12 protein-coding genes are annotated in these 14038 nt (G+C 73.3%); 5 read left to right on the forward strand and 7 right to left on the reverse strand.

The genetic code is table 11. The features are described from left to right. Positions 1–137: 137 nt before the first annotated feature. Positions 138–5786, forward strand: a complete 5649-nt coding sequence (locus BJ958_RS12495) for an OmpL47-type beta-barrel domain-containing protein (RefSeq protein WP_246319502.1) — start codon at positions 138–140, stop codon at positions 5784–5786. On the opposite strand, the gene BJ958_RS12500 is transcribed toward BJ958_RS12495, so the two are convergent. From BJ958_RS12500 to BJ958_RS12510, 3 genes are all read right to left on the reverse strand, one after another. Beyond that, on the reverse strand, positions 5767–6189 hold the full coding sequence (locus tag BJ958_RS12500) for an HIT family protein (protein WP_179727124.1): 423 nt from the start codon (positions 6187–6189) through the stop codon (positions 5767–5769). The genes BJ958_RS12495 and BJ958_RS12500 overlap by 20 nt on opposite strands. A gap of 30 nt (positions 6190–6219) precedes the next feature. After that, positions 6220–7338, reverse strand: coding sequence for a glycerophosphodiester phosphodiesterase (locus BJ958_RS12505; protein WP_179727125.1), 1119 nt, complete (start codon positions 7336–7338; stop codon positions 6220–6222). A gap of 96 nt (positions 7339–7434) precedes the next feature. Then, entirely contained in the window at positions 7435–7869 is a 435-nt protein-coding gene (locus BJ958_RS12510; RefSeq protein ID WP_179727126.1) for a hypothetical protein, read from the reverse strand. A gap of 64 nt (positions 7870–7933) precedes the next feature. Between BJ958_RS12510 and BJ958_RS12515 the strand changes: the two genes are divergently transcribed. The 4 genes from BJ958_RS12515 (at position 7934) to BJ958_RS12530 (ending at position 11639) form a co-directional block, all read left to right on the forward strand. Beyond that, positions 7934–8701, forward strand: coding sequence for an acyl-CoA thioesterase domain-containing protein (locus BJ958_RS12515; RefSeq protein WP_179727127.1), 768 nt, complete (start codon positions 7934–7936; stop codon positions 8699–8701). Positions 8702–8814: 113 nt separating this feature from the next. Beyond that, on the forward strand, positions 8815–10266 hold the full coding sequence (locus BJ958_RS12520) for an amidase (protein ID WP_179727128.1): 1452 nt from the start codon (positions 8815–8817) through the stop codon (positions 10264–10266). A 14-nt stretch (positions 10267–10280) separates the two neighbouring features. Further along, complete coding sequence (locus BJ958_RS29040) at positions 10281–10961, forward strand: LuxR C-terminal-related transcriptional regulator (protein ID WP_179727129.1); 681 nt, start codon at positions 10281–10283, stop codon at positions 10959–10961. Positions 10962–10979: 18 nt separating this feature from the next. Next, positions 10980–11639: an SDR family oxidoreductase gene (locus tag BJ958_RS12530; protein ID WP_179727130.1), complete on the forward strand. Its 660-nt coding sequence runs from the start codon at positions 10980–10982 to the stop codon at positions 11637–11639. 22 nt (positions 11640–11661) lie between these two features. Here BJ958_RS12530 and BJ958_RS12535 read toward each other — a convergent pair whose 3' ends face one another. The 4 genes from BJ958_RS12535 to BJ958_RS12550 all read right to left on the reverse strand — a co-directional run bounded on the left by BJ958_RS12535 (position 11662) and on the right by BJ958_RS12550 (position 14036). Further along, positions 11662–11823, reverse strand: a complete 162-nt coding sequence (locus tag BJ958_RS12535; protein ID WP_179727131.1) for a GPGG-motif small membrane protein — start codon at positions 11821–11823, stop codon at positions 11662–11664. Between the two features lie 85 nt (positions 11824–11908). Beyond that, on the reverse strand, positions 11909–12547 hold the full coding sequence (locus BJ958_RS12540; protein ID WP_218865727.1) for a pyridoxamine 5'-phosphate oxidase family protein: 639 nt from the start codon (positions 12545–12547) through the stop codon (positions 11909–11911). Continuing rightward, the gene (locus tag BJ958_RS12545; RefSeq protein ID WP_179727132.1) at positions 12544–13263 is read right to left on the reverse strand and encodes a gamma-glutamyl-gamma-aminobutyrate hydrolase family protein; all 720 of its coding nucleotides are present in this window, start codon (positions 13261–13263) and stop codon (positions 12544–12546) included. The genes BJ958_RS12540 and BJ958_RS12545 overlap by 4 nt, the downstream gene beginning before the upstream one ends. Before the next feature lie 5 nt (positions 13264–13268). Further along, on the reverse strand, positions 13269–14036 hold the full coding sequence (locus BJ958_RS12550; RefSeq protein WP_179727133.1) for a 3-oxoacyl-ACP reductase: 768 nt from the start codon (positions 14034–14036) through the stop codon (positions 13269–13271). Positions 14037–14038 lie beyond the last annotated feature (2 nt).

Below are 14038 nucleotides of genomic sequence, written 5' to 3' on the forward strand. Positions count from 1 at the left end.
GCCGGTCCCCACAACTGGGTATCTCTGGGCCCGGCGGGCCGGCTGGGCCGCCAATCCCCTGCGGACCGCGACGACCCGCTCCTACCTTCGGGGTCGCGCGATCGCCACGGGGGCGCCGCGGGCAGGGGGACGCCGTGATGATGAGCTCTACGACCTGGACGCGTCGGGCGGCATGGCCGACGAGCCTGCTGCTGGTGCTCGGCTCGCTGCTGGCGCTGGGTGCGACCAGGAGTCCGGCGTCCGCGTCCAGCGTGAGTGCGGCCGTCTTCACCGGTGGTTCCGGGACGACCTCGGTGAACGGCACGCTCTACGCCAGGCAGGGCGGCGCGCTCACCCTGACGGTGACGACCTCGAGCGACACCAAGTGCGTCACGGTGTCCGGGGCGCTGTCGGGCATGCAGGTCTCGGACACCGCGAGGTCCTCGTGGACGTTCGCCTTCGCCGCGGGGTCCGGCGACGGGTCGCGAGCGGTCACCGCGGCCGCCTCCCCCGGTTTCAACACCCCGCGCACGAACTGCACCGGCGCCTCGAACAGCACCCAGGCGTCGTACGTCGTGGACAACACCGGCCCCACCGCGACGCCTGCCCTCACGCCGGTGCCGAACGGCGCGGGCTGGAACGCCACCAACACGACGGTGAGGTGGACCGTCGCCGACGCCGTGGGCGGTGTCGGCGTGGCCGACGCGAACCCGTTCCCCGACCAGACCGTCACCCAGAACGGCGTCACCACCGTCAGCGTCGCCGCGAGCACCGACCGGCTCGGCAACCAGGGCTCCCCCGCGTCGGTCGACGTACGGGTGGACAAGGCGAGGCCGACCATCACCGGCACCGAGACCAGGAACGCCAACGGCACCTCGACCGTCACCTTCACCTGCTCCGACACGAGCCCCGGCGGCGCCACGGCGTCCGGCGTCGCGAGCTGCGTGGCCGACGGGACCAGCCCTGCCTCGAGCTCGAGGACCGTGACGTCGGGTACGACGGTCACCGGCACCGCCACCGACAACGCCGGCAACAGCGCCACCGCGTCCGTCACCACCGCTCCGGCCGACGCCACCGCACCCACGATCACGGCGGCCGTCGCACCCGCTCCCAACGCCGCGGGCTGGAACAGGTCCGACGCAACGGTCACCTTCACCTGCGCGGACGAGGCAGGCGGATCGGGCGTGGCGTCCTGCCTCGCCGACGGCACCTCTCCGGCCTCCGCCTCCCGGACGATCACCACGGAGACGGCCGGCACTCTCGTCTCCGGCACCGGCACCGACAACGCCGGCAACAAGGCGACGACGGCCACCACGGTCAAGCTCGACAGGACCGCGCCGAGCATCACGGCGTCGACGGATCGCGCACCCAACGCCGCCGGCTGGTACGACCACGACGTCACCGTCTCGTTCCAGTGCGCCGACGCGCTCTCCGGCGTCCAGAGCTGCCCGGCGGCCCCGACCCTGGGCGAGGGGGCCGACCAGTCGGCCGGCGGCTCGGCGACCGACCGCGCCGGCAACACGGCGAGCGCGCAGCAGAGCGGGATCGACGTCGACACCACGGCGCCGGTGCTGACCGGCAGCTTCCCGGCCGGCTGGCACACCGGCGACGTCACCGTCACCTGGACCTGCACCGACGCGCTCTCCGGCGTCGCCGGCCAGCCCGCCAGCAGCACCGTCGGCGGCGAGGGCGCGAACCTCTCCGCGACCGCGAGCTGCACCGACCGAGCCGGCAACACGACGACGCGGACGGTCGACGGGATCCAGATCGACCGGACCGCCCCCGTCACCGGGCTCTCCGGCGTCTCGAACAGCTGGACCAACGGCAGCGTCACCGTGACGCTCGCGCCGACGGACGGGCTGTCCGGCGTCGCCGCGACGTACTACGCCGTCGACGGCGGCGACCTCCGGTCGGGGACCAGCCTCACCCTGACCGACGAGGGCGCGCACACCCTCACCTACTTCAGCACCGACCGTGCCGGCAACGGCGAGCAGCTGCAGAGCGTGGTGGTCCGCATCGACAGGACCGCGCCCACCATCGCCCACCTCTTCACCCCGCTCTCCTACACCGACGGCGCCTGGACCAACCACGACGTCACCGTCTCGTTCGACTGCGCGGACCAGGGCGGCTCCGGCGTCGCGAGCTGCTCCGCGCCGGTCACCGTGTCGGAGGAGGGCGAGGCCCAGCAGGTGGTCGGCACGGTCACGGACCACGCGGGCGGCTCCGCGACGGACACCGCCGTGGTGAGCATCGACAGGACCGACCCGACCATCACCGCCTCCGAGGACCGGCCGGCCGACCACGGCGCCTGGTACGACGCCGACGTCACCGTGACCTTCGCCTGCGCCGACGCGCTGTCCGGCGTCGCCTCCTGCCCCGCACCGAAGGTCCTGCACGAGGGCGCGGACCAGGCCGCCGGCGGCTCGGCCCACGACAACGCCGGCAACTCCGCCAGCGACGAGGTCACCGGCATCAACGTCGACGAGACCGCACCGGTGCTCACCGGGAGCTTCCCCGGCGGCTGGCACACCGGCGACGTCACGGTCACCTGGACGTGCACCGACGAGCTGTCCGGCATCCCCGACCAGCCCGCCGACAGCACCGTGACCGGTGAGGGCGGCAACCTCGGCGCGACGACGACGTGCACCGACCGGGCCGGCAACAGCACCACCGAGTCGGTCAGCAGCATCCGGATCGACCGCACGGCCCCGACCACCTCGGCGACCGTCTCCGGCGACCTGCACCAGGGCTGGTACCAGGCCGGCGTCGACGTCGCCCTCTCCGCGAGTGACAACCTCTCGGGCGTCGACGCGACGTACTACTCACTCGAAGGCGGCGACGCGCGGCCCTACCTGGCGCCGGTCTCCGTCGCCGACGACGGCACGCACACCCTGCGCTACTGGAGCGTGGACGCGGCGGGCAACGTCGAGCCGAGGGCCGGCAACACCATCACCCTCAGGATCGACCAGACTCCCCCGACGCTGACGGGTGCCGCGACCACCGCGCCCAACGACGACGGGTGGTACGGCGGCGACGTGACCGTGGCCTGGAGCTGCTCCGACGCGACCTCGGGCATCGACGGCACCTGCCCCGCCGACAGCACGGTCGGTGGCGAGGGCGCGAACCTCGGCGCGAGCGCCTCGGTGTCCGACCACGCCGGCAACTCCACCGGCCGGACGGTCGACGGGATCCGGATCGACCGGACCGCCCCGACCACCACGGCGGACGTGGCCGCCGCGCCGGACAGTGGCTGGTACGCCGCACCCGTCGAGGTCACGCTGCACGGCAGCGACAACCTGTCCGGCGTGTCCGTGACGCGCTACAGCGTCGACGGCGGCGAGCCGCAGCGCTACGACGGCGCCTTCACCGTCTCCACCGACGGCCCCCACGAGGTCACCTTCTGGAGCCGGGACGCGGCCGGCAACGTCGAGACGGCCGGCGCCCCGCTGACCTTCCGGATCGACCGGACCGCACCGGTCACCACCGTGATCAACCCGATCTCGCCGGACACCGGCTGGTTCGTCACCAGCGGCATCCCGTTCGCCTTCGACGCGAGCGACGCGCAGTCGGGCGTCGCGGCGACGTACTACACGATCGACGACGGCGCCCCGCAGGAGTACGGCGAGCCGTTCACCGCGGACCTCTCCACCGGCCGCCACACCGTCGGCTACTGGAGCGTCGACGTCGCCGGCAACGCGGAGCAGGTGCGCACCTTCCCGCTCGCCATCGACACCGTCGCGCCCACGATCACCGGCAGCCAGAGTCCCGCCGCGAACGGCAACGGCTGGAACAACGGCGACGTCGACGTGACCTTCCACTGCACCGACGCCGACTCCGGGATCGACGGGGTGGCCGGCTGCGCCGGGGACACGACGCTGGTCAACGAGGGTGCGCACCAGGTCGTCCACGGCGACGCCGTCGACGTCGCGGGCAACCGCAGCAGCACCGACTACGGGCCGGTCCGGATCGACAGGACCGCGCCGACGCTCCAGGGCGTGCTGCCCGCCGGGGCTCGCGACGGTTGGTACCGCGGCGACGTGGCGGTCCAGTGGGTCGGCGACGACGCGCTCTCGGGCATCGACCCGGCGATCAAGCCGGCGAGCAGCACAGTGACCGGCGAGGGCGCCGACCTGACGGCCGGGCCGGTCACGATCGACGACAGGGCCGGCAACGAGAGCGCACCCGCGACGGCGCACGTGAAGATCGACCGGACGGCGCCCACGATCAACGGCGCGCCGACGAGCCAGCCCAACGCGGCCGGTTGGTACAACAGCCAGGTCATCGTCGACTTCAGCTGCACCGACGCCCTGTCGGGCGTGGCCACCTGCCCCACCAGCAAGGCGATCCGCACCGACGGCGCGAACCAGTCGGTGACCAGCGACCCGGCGTCCGACGTCGCCGGCAACGAACGCTCCGGCAAGACGGTCGGCGACATCGACGTCGACGGGACCGCTCCCGCCACCACGGCCAACAACCAGTGCACGAAGGTCAACGGCTGGTGCACCGGCGCGACCGCGAACGTGGTGCTGACCGCGACCGACCAGCCCGGGCTGTCCGGGGTGAGGGAGATCCGCTACCAGGTCAACGGCGGCACGACCCAGGTGGCGAACGGCGCGACGAAGACCGTGACCGTGCCGCTCGACGGGTCCGGGGCCGCGACCCTCACCTACTGGGCGGTCGACTACGCCGACAACCGGGAGCCGGCCAACAGCGTGGCGCTCACGTGGGACAACATCGCGCCGACCGTGACGCACACGGTGACCCCGAAGCCCAACAGCGCGGACTGGAACAACGCCGACGTGACCGTCCACTTCGACGCCAAGGACGACGACGCCGGGTCCGGCGTCAAGGCCGGCAGCGTCACGCCCGACGTCGTGGTCGGCACCGAGACCGCGGGCCGCGACATCACCGGGACGGCCGAGGACGTCGCCGGCAACAAGGGCAGCGACAAGGTGACGGTCAAGCTCGACAAGACCGCTCCGGTCATCACCGGGGCGATCGTCGACGGAACGCTCGGCACCAACGGCTGGTACACCTCCCCCGTCACGGTGCGGTTCACCTGCTCCGACGCCCTCTCCGGCATCGCCACCTGCCCGGACCCGGTGGTGCTGGCGACCAACGGGGCGAGCAACTCCGCGACGCGCACCGCCACCGACAACGCCGGGAACACGGCGTCCGCGACCGTGTCGGGCATCAGGATCGACCAGGAGCGGCCGAGGCTCACGACCGCCGACGTCAACGTGGCCGGCGCGACGTACACCCTGGGCGCCGTACCGAGCGCGTCCTGCAGCGCGACCGACGCCGTCTCCGGGATCGACTCGTGCCGGGTGAGCGTCACCGGCGGCAACGCCAACGGCGTCGGCGGCTTCGCCTACACCGCGGTCGCCACCGACCGGGCCGGCAACACCACCACGGTGACCGGCGTCTACACGGTGAAGTACCGGTTCGACGGCTTCCTCCAGCCGATCAACGACACCGCGCACCAGGTCGGCGTCGCGACCAGCACCTTCAAGGCAGGCAGCACCGTGCCGGCGAAGCTCCAGCTGAAGCGGGACGACGGTGCCGTGGTCCAGTCGCCGACCGCGCCGGTGTGGCTCACGCCCGTGAAGGGCAGCGCCACCAGTGCCGCCGTGGACGAGACGGTCTACACCGCCTCGGCCGACAGCGGAAGCACCTTCCGGTACGACGCGACCGCCCAGCAGTACCTCTACAACTGGAAGAGCACCAGCGCCGGGGGCAACTACTGGCGGATCGGCGTGCGGCTCGACGACGGGCAGACCTACTACGTCAACATCGGCCTTCGCTGAGGGCCGTCCGCAGGCGGGCGGCGTACTGTGCGGACTCCCCCGCGGCGTACTTGGTGCGCGGCCAGAAGAAGCCACGCAGCCCGTCCCCCTTGGTCCGCGGTACGACGTGCAGGTGCAGGTGCGGCACCGACTGGCTGACCACGTTGTTCATCGCCACGAAGCTGCCCTGCGCCCCGAGCCCGTCGACCACCGCGCTCGCCAGGCGCTGCGCTGCGCCCAGGAAGCCGTCACGCTGCCCGGCCGGGAGGTCGGGCAGCGTCACGACGTGGGTCCGGGGCACGAGCAGGACGTGGCCCTTGAACACCGGGCGCCGGTCGAGGAACGCGAGCAGGTCGGGCTCGTCGAGCACGACGTCCGCCTCGGTGTCGCCGGCGACGATGGAGCAGAAGACACAGTCCGCCATGTCGCCGAATCTAGGCCCTGGGACCGACGCTCAGGCCGCGCCCTCGCCCGCCAGCCAGGAGTCGCGGGTGGCGACGGCGATGTCCGGGTTGTCGGAGAACAGCGCGTCGACACCGGCGTCGAGGAAGGCGTCGACCTCGCCGGCGAGGTCGCCCTTCGCGTTCGGGTCGGTGCCGATGCGGTGGTTGGTCGGCAGGAACTGGTTCTCGACGCGCATCGTCCAGGTCACCACGCGCAGACCGGCGGCGTGCGCGTCGGCGACCAGCGCGCTCGGTGCACCGATCGCGCCGGACCCGTCGCGCGGGATGACCAGGCCCTTCGTCGGTGCCACCCAGTCGGCGTAGGTCGCGATGTCGGCGAGGCCGGCGGGCGTGACCAGGTCGGCGTACGTCGTGGTGGAGCCGGCCGCCCTCAGGTCGTACGGCGCCCCGCTGCCGTCGACGAGCTGGGCCAGCGGGACGCGGGTCATCGTCGAGAGCTGACGCAGGTTGGCGGTCTCGAAGGACTGGATGACGACCTTGGCGTTGGGCCGGTCGAGGCCGTTGCGGCGAAGGGTGCGCACGAGCGGCTCCTCGAGGGAGAGCCCGATCGAGTCGAAGTACGACGGGTGCTTGGTCTCCGGCGCGATGCCGATGGTCCGCCCGGTGCGGCCCGACTCGCGCTTGACGAGCTGGATCACCTCCTCGAGCGTCGGGACCTCGAGCTGGCCGTCGTAGCGGGTGTTGTCGGGGCGGACCTGCGGCAGCCGCTCCTTGGCCCGCAGCGTCTTGAGCTCGGCGAGGGTGAAGTCCTCGGTGAACCAGCCGGTGACGCTGACGCCGTCGATGGTCCTGGTCGTGCGCCGGCCCGCGAACTCCGGGTGGGCGGCGACATCGGTCGTCCCGCTGATCTCGTTCTCGTGCCGCGCGACGAGCACCCCGTCCTTGGTGGAGACGAGGTCGGGCTCGACGTAGTCGGCACCCATCCGGATGGCGAGGCGGTACGCGGCGAGCGTGTGCTCGGGGCGGTAGCCCGAGGCGCCGCGGTGCGCGATCACGATCGGCTCGGCACCGGGGTGCCGCTCGGCGTGGGCGTTGCCGTTGCCGGGCGCGGCCTGCGCGGGGACGGCGGCGGCGCCGAGGGCGACGACGGCGGTGGTGGTGGCAGCCATGAGGGTCCTCCCGAGGAGGGTCGTCCGGGTCATGACCGCCACCCGAGCAGCCCCAGGTGGCCCGCCGGGGAGGGGAAGGTGAAGTGCGGGCAGCCGTCAGCGGGCGAGCAGGAGGATGCCGCCGGCGAGCAGGGCGACGACCTTGAGGACCTCTGCGCCGACGTACCACAGGTGCGCGCGCGATCGCGGCGCCTCGGTGCCCGCGGGAGCCGCGAGGACCGCGTCGGTCCGCCGGGTGAGCGCGGGCCGGACGAGGAGCAGCTGGGCGAGGAGCACCGCCACGGCGACGCCCAGCGCGATCCCCGCGCCGGCACCGGGATCGCCGACGAGCAGGGAGATCACGACCAGCACCGCGAGGACCAGCTCGCACGCGTTGAGGGCCCGGAACACCAGCCTGCCGATGCCCAGCCCGACCTGCAGCGTCACGCCGGGAGCCCGGAACTTCACCGGCGCCTCGACGAACGAGATCGCCAGCACCATGCCCAGCCAGACGAACGACGCGGCGGTGGCGGTGGCGTGCGACGCGGGCATGAGGTGATCATCCACCCTCCGTTCGGGGGTACGCCGGGCTCCGAGCGCGCGTGAGAATGGCCCGGTGGCGTACTGGCACCGGACCGCACCGCACACCTTCTCCCCCACCGAGCACGTGGGCGGCGCCTGGGACCGGGCGACGCAGCACATCGCGCCTGCGCTGGGCGTCCTCGCCCACGAGGTCGAGCGCGATCGCGACGCACGCCGCTCCGACGGGCTGGTGGTCAGCCGGCTGTCCTACGACATCCTCGGCACGGTGCCGATCGAGCCGATCGAGGTGGCCGTGGAGGTCCTCCGGCCCGGCCGGACCATCGAGCTGGTCCAGGCCACGGCGTCGTACGCCGGCCGGGCGGTCGCGGTGCTGCGGGCCTGGCTGGTCGAGCCCTACGACACCACTCCCCTGGCCGGCACCGACCTGCCGTCGATCCCGGGCCCGGACGAGATGGAGCCGTGGGACATGGCCGGGCTGTGGCCGGGCGGGTTCATCGCCTCGATCGAGATCCGCCGCAAGGAGCTGGGCCCGGGCCGCTCGATGGTGTGGGTCCGGACCCCGCACGCGCTGGTCGCCGACGAGCCCGTGAGCCGGCTCGCCGCGGTCGCCGGACTGGTCGACGTGACCAACGGGATCGCGGTGCGGAGCGACCCGGCCGAGGTCGCCTTCCCGAACCTCGACCTGACCGCCCACTTCCTGCACCACCCCGCGGAGGGCTGGCTCGGGCTCGACACCACCCAGTCCTACGGGGCCGGCGGGATCGGCGTCACGAGCTCGAAGATGCACGACGAGAACGGCCCGCTCGGCACCATCGCGCAGACGCTCACCGTGCGCCCGTAGCCGCTGGTGTCCGCCGGCCCCCTCCTCGCCGGCACTTATCGGTCACCTGCCCGATCCGCTGGTCCGCCGCGCCGCCCTACGGTGCGCCGAAGACCCCGACCAGAGGAGCCGAGATGACCGACCCGAACACCCCCGCACCCGACGAGATCGGGTGGCTGAGCGCCACCGACCTGGTCGCCGCCGTCCGCTCCCGCCGCCTCCGGGTGGCCGACGTCGCGGAGGCCCTGATCGAGCGGGTCGAGCGGCTGAACCCTGCCCTGAACGCCCTCGTGTGGTTCGACGCCGAGCAGGTCCGCCGGGACGCCGCCGCCCTGGACGCCGCGCAGGACGCGGGTGCCGACCTCGGCCCACTGCACGGCGTGCCGTTCACGATCAAGGACCTGACCGCCGTCGCCGGGGTGCCCCTGACCTTCGGGATGAAGCCGCTCGCCGAGAACCTCGCCGACCACGACGCGGTGATCGTCGAGCGCCTGGTCGGCGCCGGCGGGCTCTTCCTCGGCAAGACCAACACCCCCGAGTCGGGCTACAAGGCCTGCACCGACAACCACCTGTTCGGCCCGACGCACAATCCGTGGAAGCCCGGCTTCAACGCGGGCGGCTCCTCCGGCGGGGCCGGGGCCGCCGTCGCCGCGGGGCTCGGCCCCCTCGCCGAGGCCAGCGACGGCGGGGGCTCGGTGCGGATCCCCGCATCCCTGTGCGGTGTCGTCGGGGTGAAGGCGTCCACCGGCCGGATCCCGCAGACGGTGCTCCCCGGTCGCTACTACTCGTGGGCCTACCACGGCCCGATCACGCGGACCGTCGCCGACGCCGCGCTGATGCTGGACGTCGTCACCGGTCCCGACCCGCGCGACCCGCTCAGCCTCCCCGACCGGGTCGACTTCACCGCCGCCATCGCCGACCGGGACCTCACCGGCGTCCGGGTCGCCTGGTCGCCGGACCTCGGTCTCGGCATCCCCGTGGATCCCGAGATCCTCGCCGTGTGCGAGGAGGCGGTCGGTGCGCTGGCGGCCGCCGGCGCCGAGGTCGAGAAGGCGGAGCCCGACTGGGGCGAGCTCGACCCGCAGCTCGCGATGTGGCACGGCATCTGGGTCCCCGGTTTCGCCTCGGAGCACGACCTGCTCGACTGGCCCTCCCTGCGCGGCGACGTGGACGACGAGCTCATCGAGCTGGTCGCCGAGGGCGAGCGGCTGACCGGGGTCGACGTCGGTCGTGCCGACGCGGCACGCGGGCAGATGTGGGACGTCTTCACCCGCTTCATGGGTCGGTACGACGTCCTGGTCTCGCCGACCGTCGCCACCCGCACCTTCCCGCACGGCCAGTTCGCCCCGGACCACCTCGCCGACCGCCCGCTGCGCGAGCAGCTGCTCGGCTGGTTCCTGACCTATCCCTTCAACCTGTTGACCACCCCGGCCATGTCCGTGCCGGCCGGCTTCACCGCGGACGGCGGTCCGGTCGGGCTGCAGCTGGCCACCGGCCTGCACCAGGACGCGCTGCTGCTGCGCACGGCGGCGGCACTGGAGGAGAAGCGCCCGTGGGCGCAGCACTTCCCGGCGTCCTGCCGCTGACGAATACTGGGGCGGTGCCCGTCCCCGAACCGTCGCCCGGCGCGTACCCGTCGACGTCGCGCCGTGCTCGCCAGCTCCTCGAGCTGGCGAGCACCGCGGTGCCGTTCTGCGCCTGGGCCCTCGGCTACCGCGACGCGCAGTCGGGCGTGATGCGGCCGCTGGTCCACACCGGCTACCGACCGGAGATGATCGAGTTCATCTTCGGCGAGCTCGGCGACCTCCCGCTGACGCGGCGGCTGCTGGCCCGGACCGGGACGCCGTACTTCTGGGAGGACATCGCCGGCTTCGCCGATGGCCCCGTGGCCCGCGAGGTGCTCCGGCCGAGCGGCTTCACCGAGGGCACCTCCATGTCGCTGCGCGGCACCGACGGACGCGCGGTCGGCGTCGCGCACCTGAGCCTGGCCGAGGACCGGGTCCCCGCCAACGCGCGCGCGGTGCTGGCCAGCCTGACCGAGGCGCTCGGCGAGCTCGCCGAGACCACGTCCCGTGCCTCGGGCGTGCTCCTGACTCCACGGGAGCGGGAGGTCCTCGCGCTGGTCGCGAAGGGCCGGACGAACCCGCAGATCTGTGCCGAGCTGGTGCTCTCACGCAGCACGGTCGGCACCCACATCGAGCACATCCTGGCCAAGATGGGTGTGGCGACCCGGGTCGAGGCCGTGGCCCGGGCGTTCGCGCTGGACCTGGTCGACCCCTGACGACGTACGGTGGAGCGCATGCGCGTCGCCGTCGTCGGAGGTCACGGACAGATCGCCCGCCTGCTGCACCCCCTGCTGGTCTCAGCCGGCCACCAGCCGGTCGCCCTGGTGCGCCGCGAGGCCCAGCGGACCGCACTCGAGGCGGTGGGTGCCGAGGTCCGGCTGCTCGACATCGAGAACGACGACGTCGCTGGCTTCACCCGGGCGTTCGAGGGCTGCGACGCGGTCGTGTTCAGCGCCGGCGGTGGCCCCGACGGCAACGCGGCCCGCAAGCGCAGCGTCGACCTGGAGGGCTCGCTGAAGTCCGCGGCCGCCGCGTCGGCGTCGGGCATCCGCCGCTTCGTCCAGGTCTCGGCGATCGACGTGGACCAGCCCGTCGCACCCGACGCCGGCGAGGTGTGGGCGGCGTACGTCGCCGCCAAGCGTGACGCCGACGCGGCGCTGCGTGCCGGCCCGCTGGACTGGACGATCCTGCGGCCGGGCCGGCTCACCGACGAGCCGGCCACCGGCCGGGTCGCGCTCGGGGCCGACGTCCCGCGCGGCGAGGTCACCCGGGCCGACGTCGCCCTGGTCGTCGCGGCCGTGCTCGATCGCACCGAGGCCGTGCACCACCAGTGGAACCTGGTGGGCGGTGACGTCCCCGTCGCCGACGCGGTCGCGCGGGCCGCGGCCTCCTGACCGCGGCCCGCGCAGAGCGTCCTCAGACGGTGTTGCCGCGTCCGTTGAAGATCGAGACGCCGCCGGGGCCGACCAGCAGGCCGAGAACGATCAGCACGATGCCGAGCACGATGCTGCCCTGCAGCAGGGTCACGATGCCGGCGATCACCAGGACAGCCGCGATGATCCACAAGAGCATGCCCATCACTGTTTCCTTTCCCTCGCCCACCGGTTGTGGGGTGCTCGGGCAGTACCCGGGCGCTCGCCCGGCACACGCCCCACCACTCCGGTCAGCGCACGCCGCGGACCCGGTCGAGCGAGCCCGGCTCGGGCGTGCCGGGCCGCAGGTCGGGTGCCGCGTGGCGGGTCACCGGCGGTGGGCCGTAGCGCAGGTGGCCGGCCCACGCGGGTCCGGCGACGTCGTGCTCCGGGTCCTCGGGCCAGCCGTCGGAGCGACGGAGCGACCAGGTCTCGATCGGCATCGCCACCACCTCGGTGGCGGCGAGCTCGCGGCGGGTCGGACGGCGAACCTCGCTCGTGCGGCCGGGCAGCACCCGGTCGGTCAGCACGTCGAGGGCGGCCTCGTGGTCGGCCCCGTCGAGCACGTGGAACTCCCCGAAGAGCACCGCGCTCGTGTAGAGCAGCGACGACTCGAACGCCGACCGGGCGACCACGACGCCGTCGACGACGGCGATCGAGACGGCGACCGGGACCCCGGCCGCGACCCGGCGCATCCAGCGCGACCCGGTCGAGCCGTGGGCGAGCAGCAGGTCTCCCCACCGGGCGACGGCGGTGGGCAGGACCGCCGGGGTGCCGTCCAGGTCCACGAACCCCACGTGGGCGAGCACCCCGCTGTCGAGGAGCGCGTCGAGGTCGGCCCGGGCGTGCGACATCAGCTCGGGCATCCGGGTCGGCTCGGTGCGGCTCATCCCGGCCCCCGCCGCGTCGACGCCGCCTGCACCAGCCCGGCGAACAGTCCGGCGTCCGCGTCCATCTCGGGATGCCACTGCACGGCCAGCCGGAACGGGTGGTCCGGGTCCTCGATCGCCTCGAGCAGTCCGTCGGCGGCCCAGGCCACGGCGGCGAAGCCGGGATGCTCGCGGACCGACTGGTGGTGGTGGCACGCCACCGGCGCGACCCCGTCCAGGAGCGCACCCAACCGGCTCCCGGCCGCGACCCGCACGGCCGTGCGTCCGTAGACGTCCCCGCCGGGGCTGTGCTTCTCGTGGTCGACGAGGTCGGGCACGTGCTGGTCGAGGGTGCCACCGGCGTGGACGGCCATCACCTGCATGCCCCGGCAGATCCCGAGCACCGGCAGTGCTGGAGCGAGCGAGGCGGCCGCGTCCAGCAGCGCCAGCTCCCACGCGTCGCGGTCGCGTCGCGGCCCGCCGGTCTCCGGGTGGGCCGCGGCGCCGTACCGCTCGGGGTCGACGTCGGCGCCGCCGCTGATGACCAGCCCGTCGAGGCGTCGTACGACGTCGCTGGCCGCCTGCGCGAAGGGCTCCGTCGGTGGCAGCAGGACGGGCACCCCACCGGCCGCCTCGACCGAGCGCGCGTACGCGGCCGGCAGCAGGTCGGCCGTGGCGTCCCAGACACCCCAGCGGGCGGGCTCGCGGTAGGCCGAGAGCCCGATCAGCGGTCGCACCGGACTCACAGGGGCGTGACGTAGGCGCCCGAGATGCCGCCGTCGACCAGGAACGTGGAGGCCGTGATGAAGGACGACTCGTCGGAGGCGAGGAAGAGGACCGCGTTGGCCATCTCCTCGGGCTCGCCGAACCGGCCCATCGGGACGTGCACCAGCCGCCGCGCGGCGCGCTCCTCGTCCTTGGCGAACAGCTCCTGCAGCAACGGGGTGTTGACCGGTCCGGGGCACAGCGCGTTGACCCGCACCCCCTCGCGGGCGAACTGCACGCCGAGCTCGCGCGACATCGACAGCACGCCGCCCTTGGACGCGGAGTACGAGATCTGCGAGGTGGCCGCACCCATCACCGCGACGAACGATGCGGTGTTGATGATCGAGCCCTTGCCCTGCTCGAGCATGTACGGCAGGGCGGCCTTGCAGCACAGGTAGACGCTGGTCAGGTTCACCTCCTGCACCTTGCGCCAGGCGTCGAGGTCGGTGTCGAGGATCGAGTCGTCCTCCGGCGGGCTGATGCCCGCGTTGTTGAAGGCGACGTCGACCGAGCCGTAGGTGTCCTTGGCGGTGCGGAAGAGGGCGTCGACCTCCTCCTTCGACGTCACGTCGACGTGGGCGTAGGTGAAGCCGAGCTCGGCCGACAGCTCCTTCCCGCGGACGTCGTCGACGTCGCCGACGACCACCTTCGCCCCTTCCTCGAGGAACCTCCGGACCGTGGCCAGACCGATCCCCGAGCAACCCCCGGTGACGACGGCGACCTTGCCTTCCAGGCGACCAGACAACG

The sequence above is a fragment of the Nocardioides kongjuensis genome (genome assembly GCF_013409625.1).
In the GTDB taxonomy this organism is placed as follows: Bacteria; Actinomycetota; Actinomycetes; order Propionibacteriales; family Nocardioidaceae; genus Nocardioides; species Nocardioides kongjuensis.

What these genes read in the sequence shown, in the direction of transcription:
- BJ958_RS12540 (WP_218865727.1), bottom strand. Translation starts at nt 12,547, where the DNA reads ATGAGCCGCACCGAGCCGACCCGGATGCCCGAGCTGATGTCGCACGCC.
- BJ958_RS12535 (WP_179727131.1), bottom strand. Translation starts at nt 11,823, where the DNA reads ATGGGCATGCTCTTGTGGATCATCGCGGCTGTCCTGGTGATCGCCGGC.
- BJ958_RS12500 (WP_179727124.1), bottom strand. Translation starts at nt 6,189, where the DNA reads ATGGCGGACTGTGTCTTCTGCTCCATCGTCGCCGGCGACACCGAGGCG.
- BJ958_RS12505 (WP_179727125.1), bottom strand. Translation starts at nt 7,338, where the DNA reads ATGGCTGCCACCACCACCGCCGTCGTCGCCCTCGGCGCCGCCGCCGTC.
- BJ958_RS12530 (WP_179727130.1), top strand. Translation starts at nt 10,980, where the DNA reads ATGCGCGTCGCCGTCGTCGGAGGTCACGGACAGATCGCCCGCCTGCTG.
- BJ958_RS12510 (WP_179727126.1), bottom strand. Translation starts at nt 7,869, where the DNA reads ATGCCCGCGTCGCACGCCACCGCCACCGCCGCGTCGTTCGTCTGGCTG.
- BJ958_RS12495 (WP_246319502.1), top strand. Translation starts at nt 138, where the DNA reads ATGATGAGCTCTACGACCTGGACGCGTCGGGCGGCATGGCCGACGAGC.
- BJ958_RS12520 (WP_179727128.1), top strand. Translation starts at nt 8,815, where the DNA reads ATGACCGACCCGAACACCCCCGCACCCGACGAGATCGGGTGGCTGAGC.